17 protein-coding genes are annotated in these 20334 nt (G+C 69.0%); 13 read left to right on the top strand and 4 right to left on the bottom strand.

Annotation, left to right across the window (positions count from 1 at the left end; translation table 11 throughout):
- Nucleotides 1-56: 56 nt before the first annotated feature.
- On the bottom strand, nt 57-2360 hold the full coding sequence (locus EJ105_RS22785; RefSeq protein ID WP_250168136.1) for a bifunctional diguanylate cyclase/phosphodiesterase: 2304 nt from the start codon (nt 2358-2360) through the stop codon (nt 57-59).
- 303 nt (nt 2361-2663) lie between these two features.
- Between EJ105_RS22785 and aspS the strand changes: the two genes are divergently transcribed.
- Together aspS and EJ105_RS22775 are read left to right on the top strand one after the other, a co-directional pair.
- On the top strand, nt 2664-4436 hold the full coding sequence (gene aspS, locus EJ105_RS22780) for an aspartate--tRNA ligase (RefSeq protein WP_250168135.1): 1773 nt from the start codon (nt 2664-2666) through the stop codon (nt 4434-4436).
- A gap of 107 nt (nt 4437-4543) precedes the next feature.
- Nucleotides 4544-5002, top strand: a complete 459-nt coding sequence (locus EJ105_RS22775) for a DUF2059 domain-containing protein (protein ID WP_250168134.1) — start codon at nt 4544-4546, stop codon at nt 5000-5002.
- A gap of 49 nt (nt 5003-5051) precedes the next feature.
- On the opposite strand, the gene EJ105_RS22770 is transcribed toward EJ105_RS22775, so the two are convergent.
- A complete protein-coding gene (locus tag EJ105_RS22770; RefSeq protein WP_250168133.1) occupies nt 5052-7091 on the bottom strand; it encodes a hypothetical protein in 2040 nt (679 codons plus the stop codon).
- 247 nt (nt 7092-7338) lie between these two features.
- On the opposite strand from EJ105_RS22770, the gene EJ105_RS22765 reads away from it, so the two are divergent.
- Complete coding sequence (locus EJ105_RS22765) at nt 7339-9618, top strand: NADP-dependent malic enzyme (protein ID WP_029555144.1); 2280 nt, start codon at nt 7339-7341, stop codon at nt 9616-9618.
- 69 nt (nt 9619-9687) lie between these two features.
- Here the strand turns inward: EJ105_RS22765 and EJ105_RS22760 are convergent, their stop codons facing one another.
- On the bottom strand, nt 9688-10359 hold the full coding sequence (locus EJ105_RS22760) for a hypothetical protein (RefSeq protein ID WP_250168132.1): 672 nt from the start codon (nt 10357-10359) through the stop codon (nt 9688-9690).
- A 165-nt stretch (nt 10360-10524) separates the two neighbouring features.
- On the opposite strand from EJ105_RS22760, the gene EJ105_RS22755 reads away from it, so the two are divergent.
- The 6 genes from EJ105_RS22755 (at nt 10525) to EJ105_RS22730 (ending at nt 16898) form a co-directional block, all read left to right on the top strand.
- Nucleotides 10525-11472, top strand: coding sequence for a GGDEF domain-containing protein (locus EJ105_RS22755; RefSeq protein WP_250168131.1), 948 nt, complete (start codon nt 10525-10527; stop codon nt 11470-11472).
- Nucleotides 11473-11575: 103 nt separating this feature from the next.
- Nucleotides 11576-12511, top strand: coding sequence for a sensor domain-containing diguanylate cyclase (locus EJ105_RS22750; RefSeq protein ID WP_250168130.1), 936 nt, complete (start codon nt 11576-11578; stop codon nt 12509-12511).
- Nucleotides 12512-12834: 323 nt separating this feature from the next.
- Nucleotides 12835-13428 carry a hypothetical protein gene (locus tag EJ105_RS22745; RefSeq protein WP_250168129.1) on the top strand — a complete coding sequence of 198 codons (594 nt, stop codon included), beginning with the start codon at nt 12835-12837 and terminating at the stop codon, nt 13426-13428.
- Nucleotides 13334-14704 carry a DNA-packaging protein gene (locus tag EJ105_RS22740; RefSeq protein ID WP_250168128.1) on the top strand — a complete coding sequence of 457 codons (1371 nt, stop codon included), beginning with the start codon at nt 13334-13336 and terminating at the stop codon, nt 14702-14704. The genes EJ105_RS22745 and EJ105_RS22740 overlap by 95 nt, the downstream gene beginning before the upstream one ends.
- Before the next feature lie 299 nt (nt 14705-15003).
- Nucleotides 15004-15513, top strand: a complete 510-nt coding sequence (locus EJ105_RS22735; protein WP_250168127.1) for an HPP family protein — start codon at nt 15004-15006, stop codon at nt 15511-15513.
- 203 nt (nt 15514-15716) lie between these two features.
- Nucleotides 15717-16898, top strand: coding sequence for a phage portal protein (locus EJ105_RS22730; RefSeq protein ID WP_250168126.1), 1182 nt, complete (start codon nt 15717-15719; stop codon nt 16896-16898).
- Nucleotides 16899-16926: 28 nt separating this feature from the next.
- Here the strand turns inward: EJ105_RS22730 and EJ105_RS22725 are convergent, their stop codons facing one another.
- Nucleotides 16927-17760: a GIY-YIG nuclease family protein gene (locus EJ105_RS22725; RefSeq protein WP_250168125.1), complete on the bottom strand. Its 834-nt coding sequence runs from the start codon at nt 17758-17760 to the stop codon at nt 16927-16929.
- Nucleotides 17761-17849: 89 nt separating this feature from the next.
- Between EJ105_RS22725 and EJ105_RS22720 the strand changes: the two genes are divergently transcribed.
- Genes EJ105_RS22720 through EJ105_RS22705 form a run of 4 tightly spaced genes read left to right on the top strand, consistent with a single transcriptional unit; the run spans nt 17850 to nt 20089 of the window.
- Nucleotides 17850-18038 carry a hypothetical protein gene (locus EJ105_RS22720; protein WP_029555135.1) on the top strand — a complete coding sequence of 63 codons (189 nt, stop codon included), beginning with the start codon at nt 17850-17852 and terminating at the stop codon, nt 18036-18038.
- A 27-nt stretch (nt 18039-18065) separates the two neighbouring features.
- Nucleotides 18066-18257 (top strand): hypothetical protein, encoded by a 192-nt coding sequence (locus tag EJ105_RS22715; protein WP_250168124.1) that lies wholly within the window; start codon nt 18066-18068, stop codon nt 18255-18257.
- 3 nt (nt 18258-18260) lie between these two features.
- The gene (locus EJ105_RS22710; protein ID WP_250168123.1) at nt 18261-18776 is read left to right on the top strand and encodes an HK97 family phage prohead protease; all 516 of its coding nucleotides are present in this window, start codon (nt 18261-18263) and stop codon (nt 18774-18776) included.
- A 26-nt stretch (nt 18777-18802) separates the two neighbouring features.
- Complete coding sequence (locus EJ105_RS22705) at nt 18803-20089, top strand: phage major capsid protein (protein WP_051678725.1); 1287 nt, start codon at nt 18803-18805, stop codon at nt 20087-20089.
- Nucleotides 20090-20334: the final 245 nt, after the last annotated feature.

Raw genomic sequence — 20334 nt, 5'->3', positions numbered from 1 at the left:
TACCCACGCCGACGCGTTCGGCAAAGGGAATGTGGCGTGATCTTGTCGGAAAGACGTCAGGCGGCTGAGGCGCGGGCGCGGCGGAGGGCTTCCTCTGCGGAGCCCGGACGGCCCAGCAGATAGCCTTGAAGATGCGAGCAGCCCTCGGCCGTGAGCAGCCGCCGCTGGCCCTCGGTCTCAACACCTTCAGCCGTGCAGCGCAGCCCGAGCGTGCGGGCGAGGCCGACGATGGCGCGCACGATGGCGAGGCTCTGCGGCGAGGTCTCCACCTGTTCGATGAAGGAGCGATCGACCTTGATACGGCCGATGCTGAGCGTTCTGAGGTATCCCAGGGAGGAGTAGCCGGTGCCGAAATCATCGAGCGCGACGGTGATTCCCTCCTCGCTGAACTGCTCCAGCGTCGCCCGCACCATGGGCCCCTCATGCAGCAGGGTGCTTTCGGTGATCTCCACCTCCAGCCGGGAGGGGGCGAGACCCGAGCTTTCCAGCGCACTGCGCACCTGCCGGAAGGCTTCCGCTCCCCGGAACTGGATGGGCGAGAGGTTGACCGAGACGAATAGGCCCTCTGGCCAGGCGGTGGCCGCGACGCAGGCCTCTGTGAGGACCCAGGCGCCGAGCGGCAGGATGAGCCCGGTCTCCTCGGCGACCGGGATGAAGTCCGAGGGGCTGACCAGCCCGCGCTCGGGATGCCGCCAGCGCAGCAGCGCCTCGAACCCGGCGATGCGGCCTGATTCGGCTTCCACGATGGGCTGGTAGACCAGGAAGAACTGGCGTTCTCGCCACGCGGTCTGGAGATCCACCTCCATCTCGCGGCGCTCGCGCACCAGACGCTCCATCTCCTCGACGAAGACACGGGCGATGCCGCGGCCGTCGGTCTTGGCGCGGTAGAGGGCGAGGTCCGCGTTCTTGAGCAATTGAGCGACCCCGGTCCCGTCCCGCGGCGACATCACGATGCCGACGCTGCAGCCGCTGATGATCCGGTGGAGCCCGATGTGGAGCGGCGTGCGCAGCGCCTCGATCAGACGCTGCGCAAATTCCGCTGCTTCTGTCTCGTGCGTCAGCCCCGCCAGAACGACGGCGAACTCGTCGCCCCCGAGGCGGGCTGAGAAATCGTCCGGGCCGAGCATGGCGCGGATGCGTTCGGCGATCTCGGTCAGCAGGGTGTCGCCGGCGTCGTGGCCGAGGGTGTCGTTGACGGCCTTGAAATAATCGAGGTCGAGATAGAGCAGGGCGAAGGGCGTTCCGCCGCCTCGCGCATTCAGGAGTGCGGCCAGACGCTCGGCGAAGGCGAGGCGGTTGGGCAGGCCGGTCAGCATGTCGATCCGTGCCATGGCATGCTGGGTCACGGCGAAGGCCCGCTCATCCCGCAGATGTCGGCCGAGGCCCCAGCCGGCCAGACCGATGGTGAGGCAAAGCAGCACGGAGGCGACGATCAGCGGCGTCGCGCGCTGCCACATGAGGGTATCCAGAGCGGCGACGCTGTCGCTCACCACCACGGCCACCGGCAGATCGCCCACGGGGTGGACCGCAGCAATGCGCGCCTTTTCATCCAGCGTTCCGGCGGGGAGCTGGGTCATCTGGCCGCTGCCGAACACCGCCGTCGCGGTTCGCGCACGAACGGCGGAATCGCGCGGGGAGAGGCCGGCAGAGCCGGGATAGCGGGCGAGCAGCGCACCGTCGGAACGGATCAGCGCGATCATGCCGTCGCGTCCAAGCCGGATGCCGCCGTAGAAGCGCTCGAAATACGCTTGCTCCATGGCGCCCAGCACCAGGCCCAGGAAGCGGCCCGAACTGTTCGCGAAGCGCTTGGCGAGATAGATGGTGACGGAGCCGCTCCCGCGGTTCGGGACCGGCTCGCTCACGAAGATGTCCGGTCCCTTCATCCCTTCGAGGGCCAGGAAATAGTCGCGGTCGGACACGTTGACCTTGGGAATCGGCCAATAGCGCGAAAAATTGAGGAGCTGGCCGGTCTGATCGATGACGGTGATGGCATCGATGAAGGGCAGCCCGGAAATCTTCTCCCGCAACCGGGAATGGACGTCTTCCGTCGACATGGCGTCCACGAGCTGGGCCTGTGTCTCGATGTCCCTTTCCCGCGCATGGGCGATAAGGTCGTCCTGGATAAGGCCCACGCTCTGGAACGCACGGGCGGTCTGCTCCGACAGCGTCACGGCAAGGTTTTCGAGCTCACGGGCGCGATCGGCGGCCCCATCGTGCCACAGGTTCGTCACGAGGAGACTGGTGGCGGCGATCACGCAGCCGACCAGGGCCGCGGCGATCAGGGCCAGCCACAGAGGCCCGTGCAGGGCTGGTCCCGCCACGTCCTGCGACCCGGTCTCACGCCCATTCGGCGTCTCCATGCCGGCCTCGCTCTCTGTCACGCCCGCACCCGCACGACCCATCGATTAAGACACGGCAGAACCGAGCCTACATCCTTCGCGCATGGCTGAACAAGACTGCGCGCTTGACACGGGCGGGATCGCATGCACCTTCGCCCCGCCTTAGACGCGGACTTTCGAGCCGTGGCGCGCGGTGACGCGGCGCCCGGCGCGCAAGCGGCGCCTCGGGCGTCCGGTGCGCGCCAATGGCCTGCGCGCGGGCGTCCGGGCTGCAGGGCCTGATCGCCCCGTGTCTTCCCCGTTCAGCCTTGAAAGGGCGACCCCATGCATCGTTACCGCTCACATACCTGCGGCGCGCTTTCGACCGCCGAGGTGGGCCAGATCGTCCGCCTGTCCGGCTGGTGCCACCGCATCCGCGACCACGGCGGCGTGCTTTTTATCGACCTGCGCGACCATTACGGCCTCACCCAGGTGGTGGTGGACCCCGATAGCGCGGCCTTCAAGGACGCCGAGAAGGCGCGCTCCGAGTGGGTCATCCGCATCGACGGCAAGGTGCGCCTGCGCCCCGAAGGCACGGAGAACGCGGACCTCACGACAGGTGCCATCGAGGTCTATGCCACGGACCTCGAAGTGCTGGGCCCGGCGGCCGAGCTGCCGCTGCCGGTGTTCGGCGATGTGGAATACCCGGAAGAGACGCGGCTCAAGTACCGCTTCCTCGACCTGCGCCGCGAGAAGCTCCACCGCAACATCATGACCCGCGGCGCCATCATCGACGCCATGCGCCGGCGCATGAAGGATCAGGGCTTCTTCGAATTCCAGACGCCCATCCTCACGGCCTCCTCGCCGGAAGGCGCGCGCGACTTCCTCGTGCCCTCGCGCCTCCATCCCGGCAAGTTCTACGCGCTGCCGCAGGCGCCGCAGCAGTACAAGCAGCTCATCATGATGAGCGGCTTCGACCGCTACTTCCAGATCGCACCCTGCTTCCGCGACGAGGACCCGCGCGCCGACCGCCTGCCCGGCGAGTTCTACCAGCTCGACCTGGAGATGAGCTTCGTCGAGCAGGAAGACGTGTTCGCCGCCATGGAGCCGGTCATCACCGGCGTGTTCGAGGAGTTCGCCGGCGGAAAGCCGGTGACCAAGAACTGGCCGCGCATTCCCTATGCGGAAGCCCTGCGCAAGTACGGCACCGACAAGCCGGACCTGCGCAACCCGCTGGTCATGCAGAACGTGTCGGACCATTTCCGCGGCTCGGGCTTCAAGGTGTTCGCCCGCATGCTGGAGGTGGAGAAGAACGAGGTGTGGGCCATCCCGGGCCCCGGCGGCGGCTCGCGCGCCTTCTGCGACCGCATGAACAGCTGGGCGCAGGGCGAGGGCCAGCCGGGCCTCGGCTACATCATGTGGCGCGAAGGCGGGGAGGGCGCCGGCCCGCTCGCCAACAACATCGGCCCCGAGCGCACCGAGGCGATCCGCGAACAGCTCGGCCTCAAGGCCGGCGACGCCGCCTTCTTCGTGGCGGGCGATCCGGAAAAGTTCGTGAAGTTCGCCGGCCTTGCCCGCACCCGCGTCGGCGAGGAGCTGAACCTCGTCGACAAGGACCGCTTCGAGCTGGCCTGGATCGTGGACTTCCCCTTCTACGAATATTCGGAGGAGGAGAAGAAGGTGGACTTCTCCCACAACCCCTTCTCCATGCCGCAGGGCGGGCTGGAAGCGCTGAACACGCAGGACCCGCTGACCATCAAGGCGTTCCAGTACGACATCGCCTGCAACGGCTACGAGATCGCCTCTGGCGGCATCCGCAACCATCGCCCCGAGGCCATGGTGAAGGCGTTCGAGCTGGCCGGCTATGACGAGGCGACCGTGGTGGAGCGGTTCGGCGGCATGTATCGGGCCTTCCAGTATGGCGCGCCGCCTCACGGCGGCATGGCGGCGGGCGTGGACCGCATCGTCATGCTCCTGTGCGGCACCACCAACCTGCGCGAAATCTCCATCTTCCCCATGAACCAGCAAGCGCTCGACCTGCTCATGGGCGCCCCGAACGAGGCGAGCCCGAAGCAGTTGCGCGAACTCCACATCCGGTCTGCGCCGCAGCAGAAGTGATGCGGTCCCCCAGTTGGGGGAGAAGCGCGGCCGCGCCGAAGCCGATATAGATCCTCTCCGGGACATCACCGCGGGACGAAACCGCGGGCGCTCCCGGGAGGATGCAGATGCGGTTCGCCTATCCAATGCTCTTGGCCGCGGCCCTCGCGGTCCAGATTCTCGCCTTCCCCGCCGGCGCCGCAGCTGACGAGGCTTCGGACAAGGCCGCGCTGGCGCGGCAGGTGGTCGACTTCGCGGTCGTGCCGGGCCTGGAGAAGCATTTCGGCCGGATGATCGGCCAGGCCGCCGAGAAGATCCCGGCTGACAAGCGGGATGCCGCGCGTGACGTGCTCACGAAGGAGTCTGCCAGCATCCGCGAGGATCTCGTGGGGGTCTTCGTGGGCTATTATGCGGATGCCTACACCCTGGCCGAACTCAAGGAACTGGCCGACTTCTACGGCAGCCCCCTCGGCCTGAAGATGGTGCGGGTCCAGGAAAACCCGCCGGAAGCCGTCAACATGGCCGTTCAGCAGCAGATCGTGAAGCTGGTGGCGTTCCTGAGCGCGGCCACCGGCGCCCCCCGGTGAGGGGCGCCGGGTTCTGAACCCGGCGCTTTCATCGCGCGCCTGAGCGCCCTCAGGGCGCCGTGGCGGTCGCCTCGAAGGTGAAGGTCTCCAGCATAACGGTCGGGTCGCCGGAGGAGACGAGGGCGATCAGCGGCACGAAGCCCTTCGGCTTTGCCGTCACCTTCAGCGTGCCCGGATTGCGCAGGAACGACACCAAAGCGGCACCCACCGGCGCCATCTCGGGCATGCCCTCCTCCATTTCGGCCGCGAAGCTCTCGGCCAGCGCCACGACCTGCTCGCGATAGTCCGCCTCGCTCACCCCGGCCGCCTTGGCGAACTGGGCGTACATGAGCTTGGCGAGCCCGAGGTCCGTCAGCGTTACCGTCACCGGCCCGGCACCGATCGCCGGCAGTTCGTTGACGAAGCCGCCGGCGTCGGCGAAGGCCGACTGCGGCACATCGGAAAGCTTGGTCTCGATGATGACCCGGAAGGCGTCCTTCACCTCGGTGGTGATGGGCGCCAGCGTGAGCGTGCTCTCGTTGACGTCGTAAAATGCCTTGGCGCCGAGCGAGACGGTCGCCCGCTTCATGCCTGCGTTCATGAGATAGATGAAGGGCTCGCCATCCTCCGGCCGGATCGGGCCCGAGACGTCGGTCAGCGCGAAGTCCACGTAGGATGGCAGCACCCCCAGCGATCCGCCCCAGGACAGGGAGAAATTGCCGATCTTCACCGGCTCGTCCTTCGCGTCCCCCTCGCCATAAGGCACTTCCAGATTCTTGATCTCGATGCCCGAGATCACCCGGAACAACACCAGCGCCGTGGTGGGGGAGGGGTTCTGCGCTTCGGCGGCGAGCGCCGCGAGCTGGTTGAAATCGAGCTGGCGCACGGCGATGCGGCCGATCTTGCCGGTGCCGCCCTCGGGCGTCTTGCCGTCCGCCCGTTCCAGCACGAACCCGTCGAGCACGCCGTTGGCGAGGCCGTCCATGCGGATCAGCCCGACACGCCCCGTCTCGCCCTTCTCCGAGGTGTAGGCTTCCGTGACCGCGACAGTGGTGAAGGAGATGCCGCCGATGGTATCGCGCACCAGCTCGGCGGCGCGGCGGCTGTCCTCGACGGACGGATTGGCCGGCGGCTTCGTCACCAGAGCCTGGAACTTGGCGAGCCGCCCGGCATCGAAGGCCGAGGGGCGGATGGCGAAATTCTCCATCAGCATGGAGGCGCCGCCCTGGGTGGGGCCGCCGTCCTGGGAGATGACGTAAGGGCCGGTGACCACCTTGCCATAGATGCGCCCGTAGGCGTCGGCTGCCTTGCCGGCGGGGCCGCCCGGCTGGGTCATCAGCAGCAGCGGCGCGGTGTCGATCTGCGCCGCGACCAGTCCCTCGATGCGCAGGTTGAACTTACCCGGCGCGGCCTGCCCATCGGCGGGCGCCGCGGCCGGCAGCACATAGGAGGCGGTCGAGCGGTCGATGATGAGGCTGCGGATCGCCCCGGCATTGATGCCCTCGGCGGCGAGATTGGTGTAGGTGGCCTCCATGGGCGGAGCACCGGCCGGCACCATCCGCACGCGCGCCTCGGGGATGGTCACCTTGGCGGCGGTCGTCGCCGCCAACTGGCGCAGGGCCACCCGCAAGGCGCCATAGGCGCCGCCACCCTCGCCAGCCGCGATCAGGGTCATGGGACCGTTGTAGCGGTCGATCATCACCTGCGGCAGGCTGTAGGTGACCATCCCGCCTTGTGCGGAATCGCCGGTGAGCGTCACCTCCACGCCGTCGAGGTCGAGGGCTTCGAGCGTCACCCGCCGGTCGATGGGCTTCTCGCTGCCCCGCGCGACGAGGCGCGCGATCTTCACGGCCGCTGTGCCATCGGCCGAGGCGATGGCGATGCCCGAGACCGTGACGGCGCGGTCGGCGGGGTCGAAGCCGGCATCCGTGAAGGACGCCTTGCTGCCCGCCGCGCGGATGCCGGCAAACGCCTGGTCCACTTCCGACCGCACCTTGGCCCGCGACCAGGCGGCGAAGCCGAACCAGCCGCCCGCCCCCAGCACGGCGACGATACCGATCGCAACGGCAACCTTCGTCCCGATTCCGCGCCCCGCCTTCCCCTCGGTCATATCCATTCCTTCCAGGCATCCGCCCGCATCATACCCGCAGACTCGCCGCCAAAAGGGCGAATCGCAGGCGCCCAAATTGCGAGCGCGCATCAGACACGCCCAAGATCGCGGCACCTGCGCCCCTCAGACCCGCCATGCGTGCGCAACATAACCTAATTTGTGCGGTCGCCCGTGACATAAGCATGCGTGGCCGCTAGGTTGCCGGCCGATTTTCCGCGGCGATCGTTATTCACGAAGGGGGAGGCGTATGGCGTCCAACATTTCCGAGGATCTGCGTTCGGGCGCACTTTATTACCATCGCACGCCGCGGCCGGGAAAACTTGAGATCCAGGCCACCAAGCCCCTCGGCAATCAGCGCGATCTGGCGCTCGCCTATTCGCCCGGCGTCGCCGCCGCGTGCGAGGCCATCGCCGCCGATCCGCTGCAGGCTGCCGAGCTGACCATCCGTTCGAATCTCGTGGGCGTCGTCTCCAACGGCACCGCCGTGCTCGGCCTCGGCAATATCGGCCCCCTCGCCGGCAAGCCGGTCATGGAAGGCAAGGCCGTCCTGTTCAAGAAGTTCGCCGGCATCGACGTGTTCGACATCGAGATCGATGCCCTGACCGTCGAGCGCATGGTGGACGTGGTGAGCGCGCTCGAACCCACCTTCGGCGGCATCAATCTCGAGGATATCAAAGCGCCCGAGTGCTTCGAGGTGGAAGCCCAGCTGCGCCAGCGCATGAAGATCCCGGTCTTCCACGACGACCAGCACGGCACCGCCATCATCGTCGCGGCTGCGGTGCGCAACGCGCTGGAGATCGGCAACCGCAAGATCGAGGATCTGAAGATCGTCACCTCGGGCGCCGGCGCCGCCGCGCTCGCCTGCCTCGGCCTTCTCGTCACCATCGGCGCGAAGAAGGAGAACATCTGGGTCACCGACATCGAGGGCGTGGTCTATGACGGCCGCAACACCCTCATGGATCCCTACAAGGAGATCTATGCCCAGAAGACCGACAAGCGCACCCTCGACGAGGTGATCGAGGGCGCGCACATCTTCCTCGGCCTCTCCGCCGGCGGCGTGCTGAAGCCGGAGATGGTGAAGAAGATGGCGGACAAGCCGCTCATCCTCGCCCTTGCCAATCCCATGCCCGAGATCATGCCCGAGGCTGCCCGCGAGGCGCGCCCGGATGCCATGATCTGCACCGGCCGGTCGGACTTCCCGAACCAGGTCAACAACGTCCTGTGCTTCCCCTACATCTTCCGCGGCGCGCTGGATGTGGGCGCCACCGACATCAACGCCGAGATGAAGATGGCGGCGGTGGAAGCCCTTGCCGCGCTCGCCCGCGAGACGCCGTCGGACGTGGTGGCCCGCGCCTATGGCGGCGAGACCCGCTCCTTCGGCTCCGATTCGCTCATCCCCTCGCCGTTCGACCCGCGCCTCATCCTGCGCATCGCGCCGGCGGTGGCGAAGGCGGCCATGGACACCGGCGTCGCGACGCGTCCCATCACCGACATGGACGCCTATATCGACCGGCTGGACACCTTCGTGTTCCGCTCCGGCTTCATCATGCGTCCGCTGTTCGCCAAGGCGAAGCAGTCCATCAAGCGCGTGATCTATGCCGAAGGCGAGGACGAGCGCGTGCTGCGCGCCGTGCAGGCGGTGGTCGAGGAAGGCATCGCCCGGCCCATCATCGTCGCCCGCCCGAGCGTGGTGGATACCCGCCTGAAGCGCTTCGGCCTTTCCATCCAGCCCGGCCGCGACTTCGACCTCATCAATCCCGAGGACGATCCGCGCTACCGCGACTACGTGCGCGATTACGTCGAGGTGGCCGGCCGCCGCGGCGTGACGCCCGACGCCGCCCGCACGCTGGTTCGCACCCATCCCACCGTGATCGCGGCGCTGGCCGTCCATCGCGGCGAGGCGGATGCGATGCTTTGCGGCATCGAGGGCCGTTTCGTGCGCCACCTCCGGCAGGTACGCGACATCATCGGCCTCGCCCCCGGAGTCAAGGAGCTGGCGGCGCTCTCGCTGCTCATCACCTCCAAGGGCAATTTCTTCATCTGCGACACGCAGATCCAGACCGAGCCCACCGCCGCCGACCTCGCCGAGATGACGGTGCTGGCCGCCGCGCACGTCCGCCGCTTCGGTCTGGAGCCGCGGGTGGCGCTGCTCTCGCACTCCAATTTCGGCAGCCACGAGACGCTCTCGGCCAAGCGCGTCCGCTCCGCCCTCTCCATCATCCGCGAGCGCGATCCGAACCTTCAGGTCGACGGAGAAATGCAGGCGGATGCGGCACTTGTGGAAGATATCCGCAAGAAGTCCTTCCCCCATTCCGGGCTGTCCGGGGTGGCCAACGTGCTGGTGATGCCGGACCTCGACGCGGCCGACATCGCCTTCAACATGATCAAGGTGTTGGGCGATGCCCTGCCGGTCGGTCCCATCCTCATGGGCACCGCCAAGCCGGCCCACATCCTCGGCCCGTCGGTGACGACCCGCGGCGTGGTCAACATGACCGCCGTGGCCGTGGCCGAGGCGCAGACGGACTGACAAGCCTCTGAAAAGACGGACCTTTCCTCCTCCCCGCGCGGGAGGGGGAAAGGGCCTCGGCGAGGCGCTTCAGCGCGACGGCGGGGGGCCGAGGATGCCTGCCGTATAGCGCTCGATCAGGGCGCTGAAGGGGGTGCCGTCGGGCAGGGTCAGCACCGCCCGGTGGCTCAGCACGAAGGCCGGCAGGGGCAGCACAGCACCGGGGGCGGGCTTGAAGCCGGTCTCATCAGCCGGCATCCACAGCACTGTGGAATCGAGGGTCTTGCGCCGGAAATCGAGCGGTTTCACCACCTTGCCGAACGGGGTATCGGTGGTGTCCAGCACCTGGTTCATGTCGGGTGTCAGTTTTTCCGGCAGATAAAAGTTATCCGCCTCCGACAAAACCGTGGGTCCGCACACCAACCGCACCCGGCGATGCCGCACCGGCGTGTCGGGTCCGGCGCCGAGCAGAGCGCGCACCTCCGGGGGGGCGGCGCCCTCCCGCTCGTAGACCCGCTCGGCCACCACCTTGGACGGATCGGAGATGCCCCGGGTGGCGCACCAGCGCTCCAGGGTGGCGGTGGCGCTCGGATGGGCGAGGAGGTCGGCGTTCAGCGCCTCCACCAGCTCCTGCGCCTGCTGGCGGGCGGAGGCGGTGTCCGGCCACTGGGCCTCCAGCGCGTGGGCCGGCACCATCAGGCAGGCGGCCAGCATCAGCGGCACCAGCAGCGGCAGGCCGGACGGGAAGCCGGGCGGAAACATGGGATCGCGCACCCTCCAGAGCGACGCGCCAGCGCGCCACCCCTCTCCATACCGCAGCGCGAAGCCGCTTTCCATGGCGGCCGTTGCCGCCGACCCGGCCCACCCGCCAGCTGAGACAGCAGCACGCACCATGCGGCCGATCTGTACGTGCCCAAACGGACATGCATGACGTATAATGTCCTTGGTATGATCCTTGTCCCCGACCAGCTCGCTGCCCTCTACGACGCCACGCAAGTGCTGGTGGCGGCTTATGATTCCTTCGATCGGCTGCGCTATGCCAACGCCGCCTTCCGCTCCGCCTTCTTCCTGGCGCCGGGCGAGGAGGTGACCTGGGCGGAGATCATGCGCCGCAACCATGCCGAGCGGCGGGGCACCGTCATCACCGCCCCCGATTTCGACGCCTGGCTGGTCTCCACCTCCTCGCGCCGCGGCAAGGTGCCCTACCGGGCGTTCGAGACCGACCTTTACGACGGCCGCTGGCTGCTGATGACGGAGGGCGTCTCCGCCTCGGGATGGATGCTCTGCATCGCCAGCGACATCACCGCCTTGAGGGAGGACGGGCGGGATGTGCGGCAGGCCCGCGACCGCGCCATCAAGGAAGCGCAGACCGACGATCTCACCGGCATCGCCAACCGCCGCTTCATCACCGCGCGGGTGGACGACATGCTGTCGCCCGGCGCCCTGGGCGGGGCGCTGTGCGTGCTCGACCTCGACAATTTCAAATATATCAACGACCTGGTCGGTCACCTCGCGGGCGATGCGGTGCTGCGCGACTTCGCCGCCCGCATCAACGGCCTCATCCGCCGCAAGGATTGCTTCGGCCGCATCGGCGGCGAGGAGTTCGTGCTGGTGCTGCCGCAGACCTCGGCGGAGGAGGCGGTGCTCATCGTCGAGCGGATGCTCTCGCTGGTGCGCCAGTCGCGGCCGCTGCCGCAATGGCCGGACTTCGCCTACACCTTCTCCGCCGGCATCGCCACGGGCGGGCCGGGCACCACCTTCACCGATCTCTACGGCCGCGCCGACCGCGCGCTCTACATGGCCAAGATGAGCGGCCGCAACCGCATCCAGGTGGATGGCGAGGCGCCGCCCGCGGTCATGGCGGCACGGGGCTAGGGTAGGGGACGGGCGCCCGCCGTCGTCTCACCCGAAAGCAGGAGGCAGGTGCTACAAAACCACTGCCCGTCGTCCCTCCAGTTACGGTATGCTCGGCCGGGCCATGTTCGACATCCGTGACTTCGGAAACGCGGGCGCCGAAGACGGCGTGCCCGGCCTCCTGACCCGCCTCCGCACCCTCTACGAGGCGACGCCGCTGCTTGTCGGTCTTTACGATCACACCGACCGGCTGCGCTACACCAACCCGGCCTACCGTGCCACCTTCGGGCTTTCGGAGGGCGATTTCCCCACCTGGGAGGAAATGGTCCGGCGCAGCCATGCGTCGGGGCACGGCATCAACATTACGGCTGATGATTTCGAGACCTGGCTCGCCTCCGCCAAGTCGCGCCGCGGCAAGGTGCGCTTCCGCAGCTTCGAGAGCGATCTCAGGGATGGCCGCTGGCTGCTGGTGAACGAGACCATGGACGCGGACGGCTGGATGCTCACCGTGGGGGTGGACGTCACCGCCTTCCGCGTCGACACGCGCGACATCCGGCAGGCTCGCGACCATGCGCTGCGCGCCGCCCACACGGACGAGCTGACCGGCGTCGCCAACCGCCGCTTCGCCATCCACCGCGCCAACGAGATGATGGCGCCGCACGGCCCCGGCGGCACGCTCTGCGTCATCGATCTCGACAATTTCAAGCATGTGAACGACCGCTTCGGCCACCAGACCGGCGACGTGCTGCTGCGCGCCTTCTGCGCCCTGATGGCCGGCGCCATCCGCCGCTCCGACTGCTTCGGCCGGGTGGGCGGCGAGGAATTCGTGCTGGTGCTGCCGCAGACCGACCTCGCGGAGGCCGAGCACCGCGTCGCCGACCTCCTCGCCCGCGTCCGCGCCTCCCGCCCGCTGCCGGATGTCCCCGATTTCACCTACACCTTCTCCGCCGGCCTCACCTTCACACCCCCCGGCGACACCTTCTCCGACGCCTACGGCCGCGCCGACCGCGCGCTCTATCTGGCGAAGCTGGCTGGGCGGGATCGTGTGATGCTGGGGTGAGGGGAAGGTTTTTTAGGATTTTAGTCCTTGACAGCGGTGCGCTGCCTGGGTATCTTTTCCCCATGTTCGAGAGGTGTGCCTGACGGCCGATGCCGGGGCGACGAACCGCCCTCGACCATCGTGATTTCTCACAGACCGTCATGGCCGGGCTTGTCCCGGCCATCCACGTCGTGGGGCCGGGTGCCCGTTCAGGGCCATCGTCCCGTCGGCCCGACGTGGATGCCCGGCACGAGGCCGGGCATGACGGCGGCGCGGTGGCGCGGTCGTCCTGCCGAACCGGCGCCCGCGCCTCTTCCTTTCCTCTTCATTCCAGAGGTCCAGCCATGGAGCAGCCTCACGGCAGCGCCGTGCCGTCCGCGCGTCCGGCGCGGGGGGCGCTGGCGCGGCGGCTTTATCTGGAGGGGGCCAGCATGGCGGAGATCCGCCGGCAGACCGGCCTCTCCAGCGCCGGCGTCTATTACTGGATCGACCGCGAGATGGGGCCGGACGGTACCTTCCTCTTCAATCCCGTGCCGCGCCGCACCGCCCACCCCGTGGGCGGCCAGCCGGCGAAGGCGCGCGCCGCCAGAGGCCCCGCAAACGCCCCCGCGAACGCCTCCGGCAAGCCGGACCGGCGCGGCCTGCTCAAGCGGCTATGGCGGGCGGCGGAACGGCAGATCAACGAGATCGAGGACCGCCTCGCCCGCGTCGCCGACCCCTCCGAGGCGCCGCGCCCCGAACCCGAGAAGGACGCCCGGGCGCTGGCCGTGCTGGCGCGGACTTTGCGCGAATTGACCGCGCTTGAGGCCGAGGCGAAGAAACGGCGCAAGGCGAAGGACCAAGATGGAACCGTCCGCGACCTCGACACCTTCCGCCGCGAGCTTGCGCGCCGCCTTGAGCGCCTGCGCGAAGGAGGAGACGGCCCAGGCGTTTCTTGAAAGCCTGCCCGAGGAAGACGCCGGCCGCCTCCTCGCCGACTGGGCCCTGTGGGCGCGGCCGGACCAGCTTCCGCCGGCGGAAGCCCAGGGCGGCGGGGCGTGGTCCACCTGGCTGGTGCTGGGCGGGCGCGGGGCCGGCAAGACGCGGGCGGGCGCCGAATGGGTGCGCGGCCTCGCCACCGGTACGGCCCCCTTCGCGGTGGCGCCGGTGAGCCCCATCGCGCTCATCGCCGAGACCATGGCCGATGTGCGCGAGGTGATGGTGGAGGGCGTCTCCGGCGTCCTCGCCGTCCATCCGCGCGGCGAGCGTCCGCGCTGGGAGCCCACCCGCCGCCGCCTCGTCTGGCCCAATGGCGCGGTGGCGCAGGGGTTTTCGGCGGAGGACCCGGAAAGCCTGCGCGGCCCGCAATTCGCCGCCGCCTGGCTGGACGAACTGGCCAAGTGGAAGCGGGGCGAGGCCACCTTCGACATGCTGCAATTCGCGCTGCGCCTCGGCACCCAACCCCGCCAGATGGTGACGACCACGCCGCGCCCCACCGCGCTGCTGCGCCGTCTCCTCGCCGATCCCGCAACGGCGGTGAGCCGGGCGAAGACGGCGGACAATGCCTTCCACCTCGCCCCCACCTTCCTCGGGCAGGTGATGTCCCGCTACGGCGGCACCCGCCTCGGCCGGCAGGAGCTGGATGGCGAGATCATCGAGGACCGGTCCGACGCGCTGTTCTCCCGCCCCCAGCTAGAGGCGCTGCGCGAGGCCGAGGCCCCGCCGCTCGCCCGTATCGTCGTGGCGGTGGACCCGCCCGCCTCCTCCCGCGCCGGCGCCGATTCCTGCGGCCTCGTGGCGGCGGGCGTGGATGCGGCGGGGGTGGTGCATGTGCTGGCGGATGCCACCGAGCAGGGCCTGCGCCCGGCGCAATGGGCGGCCAAGGCGGTAGCGCTGTTCCATCGCTTCGCCGCCGATCGCATCGTCGCCGAGGTGAACCAGGGCGGCGAGATGGTGCGCGCCGTCATCGCCGAGGTCGACCCCGCCGTGCCGGTGGAGCAGGTGCGCGCCACGCGCGGCAAATTCCTGCGCGCCGAGCCGGTGGCCGCCCTCTACGAACAGGCCCGCGTCCGCCACGCCGGCGCCTTCCCGGAGCTGGAGGACGAAATGTGCGACTTCGGCACGGACGGCCTCTCCTCCGGCCGCTCGCCCGACCGGCTCGACGCGCTGGTGTGGGCGGTGACCGCGCTGGCGCTCGGCCCGAAGGCCGGCGCGCCACGGGTGCGGGGGCTGTGACGTTCCCCGGACAAGCGACGGCGCAGCCGGAGCGCTGATCCGGGGTCCAGCGCAAGAGTTCCCGCGCAGCGGGGCAAAGCCTGAGGATGGCGGGGTTAGGAAGCGCCTTCGGCGGCGCCTTGTGCTGGGTCCCGGCTCGCGTTCCGCTGGAGCTGCACGCGTCCGGGACGCGAGAGTGGCGCCTCGCCCCTTGCGTGGCATCCAGAATACGTCCATCATGTGCCTACAAATGAGGCTGCATGACAGCGTTGTGTGCAGACATTTGCCTTCCCTTGGCCCTCTCTGCCCCGTCTGGAGCCATGAGACATCATTGGAAAGCATTTTTCGCACGTCATGAGCCCCATTGCGGCTCCGTCCAGGTCGGGCTGAAGTCCGGCGCGGGCGGCATGCTGGGCATGGGCCTTGTCGGTGGCGCCGCGGCCTTCACCAGCCTTCCGCTGCTCATCGCGCCGTTCGGTGCGAGCGCGGTGCTGCTGTTCGGCCATCCCTCCTCGCCTCTGGCGCAGCCGGCCAATGTCATCGGCGGCTATGCCCTGTCGGTCACGGTGGGCATCGTCTTCGCCTTGCTGTTTCCCGGTGCCTGGTGGGCGGCGGCGCTGGGGGTGGGCCTCGCCATCCTCGCCATGCTGCTGCTGCGCGTGTCGCATCCGCCCGCCGGCGCCGTGCCGGTGCTGATGGCGGCCTCGCCCATCGATCCGTTCGAACTGTCCGGCATCGTGATTGCCGGTGCCGTCTGCCTCGTGGCGGTGGCGAGCCTCTACCACCGGCTGCCGCCGCGCCATCACGAATATCCGCGTCGGGCGGGCTAAAGCCCTGTCGCCGCGCCGGCTGAGGCCGGTCGCCGTTCCGCACGCTTTAACGCCGGCCGCCGCGCCGGCGCATCCTGTGGCCTGCAGCCGGCTCGCCGGTTTGCACCCTCCGGCCGCTCCTTGATCCGCACCTCCCGCAGAAGCCCCGATCTGCTGGAATGAGCGGCCTCAGGGGGCGGCCGTTTTCATTTCGGAGCCCCCTCATGCTGGCCAGCCTGCTTGCCCCCTTCCGCCGCGCGCCCGAGGAGGCCAAGGCGAGCCGCACCGGCCGCCTCATCGCCCTTCTCTCCGCCGGCCGGCCGCGCTGGACGCCGCGCAACTACGCTTCGCTGGCCCGTGAGGGCTATGCCCGCAACGCCATCGCCTATCGCGCCGTTCGGCTCATCGGCGAGGCGGCGGCCACCGTGCCTCTGGTGCTCACCGTGAACGGGCGGGAGCACGACACCCACCCTTTCCTCGACCTGCTCGCCCGGCCCAACCCGCGCCTCACCCGCGCGGCGCTGTTCGAGGCCATCGGCTGCCACCTGCTGGTGGCCGGCAATGCCTATGTGGAGGCGGTGGCCCTGGAGGGCGCGGTGCGCGAGCTGCATCTGCTGCGGCCGGACCGCGTGCGCGTGGTGCCGGGGCCGGACGGCTGGCCCGAGGCGTTCGACTACACCCTGGGCGCCGAGACGGTGCGCATTTCGCAGGACACGCTGGTGCCCGGCGCCGACGTGCCGCCCATCCTGCACCTGTCTTCCTTCAACCCGCTGGACGACCACTACGGCTTCGCCCCTTTGGAGGCGGCGGCGCAGGCGCTCGATCTCCACAATGCGGCGAGCGCCTGGAACAAGGCGCTCATCGACAACGCGGCCCGGCCCTCCGGCGCCCTCGTCTATGGCGGCACCGGCGCGCTCACCGAGGAGCAGTTCGAGCGGCTGAAGGGCGAGCTGGAAGCCTCCTTCCAGGGCGCGGTGAATGCCGGCCGGCCGCTGCTGCTGGAAGGCGGGCTGGACTGGCGCCCGCTCTCCCTCTCGCCCAAGGACATGGACTTCGAAGCCGCCCGCAATTCCGCCGCGCGGGAGATCGCGCTGGCCGTGGGCGTGCCGCCCATGCTGCTGGGCATTCCCGGCGACAACACCTATGCCAACTACGCCGAAGCCAACCGCGCCCTGTGGCGCCAGAGCGTGGTGCCGCTGGTGCGCCGCGTCTGCGACGCCCTCGCTCTCTGGCTCGCCCCGGCCTTCGGCGGCGGCCTGAGCCTGGTGCCGGACCTCGACCAGATCGAGGCGCTTGCCGCCGAGCGCTCGGAGCTGTGGGCGCGCGTGGGGGCGGCGGACTTTCTCACCGACGCTGAGAAGCGGGCGGCGGTGGGGTATGATGAGAGCGGACGGTCGCGGGGATGAGCGGCGTGAGCATAGGGACGGCGTGGGACTATCTGTTCAATCCCATCTCTTTGCTTTGCAGCTTCCGCTTCCAGAGTTCCTCTGCGGCTATGATCTCCGCTGTGCTTGCCGACGAGCCTGCAACTTCGAGTATAGAAATACGATAATCGGAAAGCTCCCGGCTCTTGAGGGCAATGTTGCCGCCATGGCCGTTCTGGACATAGAAGTCCCACCTGCCGACAAAGCCGTCCGCACCAGATGCCGACCCCACATATTGCTCTCGCGTGCGCGGGCATGTGAGAAGATAGACGCCTCTGGCATTCCTGAGGATTGCGCGCCACGATTCAGGAAGCTGAGAGACCTGCGAAAGCTGAGTTTGAAACCGCAGGAACCCAGGGAATTCCTCTTCGCGAAAAACGCGCCGCAGCTCGAGGACCTGCTTATCTCGTGTGTGAGCATACTGGACCCAGCTGCGTTGTCCTGTGGACCAATCAATGATCAAGCGCCCCACCATGTCGCTCAAATAGCTGGTGGACGTGAGCTGGTAGGTATCGACCGTTCCGGGCTCATCGAACTTGTTTTGCGACTGGGGCCAAGGCAGCCGCTCCCGATTAAGACCGAGATGGATTGCGCTCCAAATCCCCACAAAGAGCGTGTCGTCATTCGGGGTTGCTACGAACGCAGCCCAGTATCTGCCGCTCAAGGTTGTTCTCTTTGAAGGGGACTGCATGGCTTGATAGGCCATGAAGTCGTCGGGTGCGTTCAGCCAAAGGTGATAAGGGCTGCGCCCGGGATCCGCGCGGTTGTCCTTGTGGCGCAGAAGCCGGACGTCAGCTGGATCTAGCCCAGCCTGCCTAAGGACAGAATTGAAAATGATCGGCATCCACCAAGGATGCCATCCCTCCGAACGTAGGGGCAAGGTGCTGGCGGCAATCGCGAGCACCTTGCCTGCGCTACGCAAAAGAGCCCCCCATGGACACCCTCATCCGCACCTTCGCCGAGCGGGGCGATCTCGCGCATCTGGCGCTGCTCCTGTGGGCGCTGGCGGCCACCGCCGGCCTGTGGCGGACGCTGACCGAGCTTGCCCGCGCCAATGCGCGGATGGACGCGCTGGTGCGCGAGCTGGCCCGCTTCAACGCGCGGTTCGACGACCTCTCCTGACCTGCCAACACATTCCCGGAGACACCCATGCGATCGCCATTCCAGAAGGCGTCCCCGCCGCGCATCCGCGCGCTCACCGGCGGCCCCAAAACCAAGGCCCGCGCCCCTGCGCCCGCCGCCCCGGCGGGCACCGTCTTCCGCGAGTTCGTGGCCACGCTGGAGCGGCTGGAGAAGAGCCGCCGCCGCAAGAAGCCCAGCACGCCCGGCGGGGGTGCGTGAGCCATGCCCGCGCGTGTTTCCCCGGCCGCGTCTGACCTTCAGGCCGACGGCTACGCGATCGAAGGCTATGCGTGCCTGTTCGACGTCCCCGACCTCGGCCGCGACCTCATCGAGCGCGGCGCCTTCTCGGCGAGCCTCGCCCGCCAGGGCGCGGGCGGCGTGCGCATGCTCTACCAGCACGATCCGGCCGAGCCCATCGGCGTGTGGACCGACCTGATCGAGGACGGGCGCGGCCTCTATGCGCGCGGCCGTCTCTCGCCCTTCGTCGCCCGCGCGCGGGAGGTGGCGGCGCTGATCCGCGACGGGGCGCTCGACGGTCTTTCCATCGGCTTCAAGGCGGTGACGGCCCGCACCGATCCACGCACCCGCCTGCGCCGCATCGCCCGCATCGATCTGTGGGAGGTGTCGGTCGTCACCTTTCCCATGCAGCCTGACGCCCGGATCCGGCGCCCGGCCCCTTCGCCGGCCGCGATGCTCACCGCCGCCGCCGCCCGCCTGCGCGCCGCCGCCGGCGCCTGATCCCTCTTCAACGGAAGGTTTTTCCCATGTCGCTGAACATTGGTGCCCATGAGGGCTTGCCCGAAACCCGAGGCGCTCGCGAGGGCGCGCCTGAGACCAAGGTGGCCGGTGCCGAGCAGCGCATCGCCGTCGCCGATTTCCTGTCCGCCTTCGAGGCCTACAAGGAGACCAACGACGCGCGCCTCGCGCAGATGGAGCGCCGCGGCGCCGACGTGCTGACCACCGAGCAGCTGACCCGCATCGATGCGGCCCTCGACGCCCATCAGGCGCGGCTCGATGCCCTTGCCACCAAGGCCCGCCGCCCGGCGCTGGGCGCCGCGCCGGAGCGCACGGCCGATGCCTCCCAGCACGGTTCCGCCTTCGACACCTATGCCCGCCACGGCGAGGCCGGTGGCCTGAAGGCGCTGGAGGCGAAGGCGCTTTCCGCCGGCTCTGGCGCGGACGGCGGCTATCTCGTGCCCTACGAGGCGGAGCAGGAGATCGGCCGGCGCCTCGCCGCGCTCTCGCCCATCCGCGCGCTCGCCTCGGTGCGGGTGATCGGCGCCGGCACTTATCGCAAGCCCTTCATGACGTCTGGTCCCGCCTCCGGCTGGGCGGCGGAGACCGCCGCGCGGCCGCAGACCGACAGCCCGGTGCTGGCCGAACTCGCCTTCCCCGCCATGGAGCTTTACGCCATGCCGGCGGCGACGCAGGCGCTGCTGGACGATGCGCAGGTGAACATCGAGGAGTGGCTGGCGCAGGAGGTGGACGCCGCCTTCGCCGAGCAGGAGGGCACCGCCTTCGTCACCGGCGACGGCGTCGCCAAGCCCAAGGGCTTCCTCGCCTACACCAAGGTCGCCGACAGCGCCTGGGCCTGGGACAAGGTGGGCTACGTGGCGACCGGCGCGGCGGGCGGCTTCCCCTCCGCGACGCCGGCCGATCCACTCATCGATCTCGTCTATGCGCTGAAGGGCGGCTATCGCCAGAACGCCACCTTCGTCATGAACCGCAAGACCCAAGGCGCCGTGCGCAAGCTGAAGGACGAGAACGGCAACTACCTCTGGTCGCCCCCCGCGGGGGTGGGCCAGCCGGCGAGCCTCCTCGGCTTCCCGGTGGCCGAGAGCGAGGCCATGCCCGACATGGCGGCCGACGCCTTCGCCATCGCCTTCGGCGACTTCCGCCGCTTCTACCTGGTGGTGGACCGCGCCGGGGTGCGGGTGCTGCGCGATCCCTATTCCGCCAAGCCCTATGTGCTGTTCTACACCACCAAGCGCGTGGGCGGCGGCGTGCAGAACTTCGAGGCCGCCAAGCTGCTGAAGTTCGCGGCGAGCTGAGCCTGTTCCCCGGACCAGCGACGGCGTAAGCCGGAGCGCCGATCCGGGGGGCAGCGCAAATCCCCCGCGCAGCGGACAATGCCGAGGGCGTTCGGAATGGAAGCGCCTTCGGCGGTTTCTTGCGCTGGGCCCCTGTGTGTTGGGGATGTGTCAGGATGGGAGCGGGCGGGAGATCGTTGGGCCCCAGGTCTTGAAGACCGTGAGCCGGCACGGATCCCCGCCCGCTTGAACACACCCAGCCTGAA

The sequence above is a fragment of the Xanthobacter aminoxidans genome (assembly GCF_023571765.1).
Taxonomy (GTDB): Bacteria; Pseudomonadota; Alphaproteobacteria; order Rhizobiales; family Xanthobacteraceae; genus Xanthobacter; species Xanthobacter aminoxidans.
Note: the sequence above shows the minus strand (reverse complement) of the source record. Positions and strands in the feature narration are given on the sequence as shown.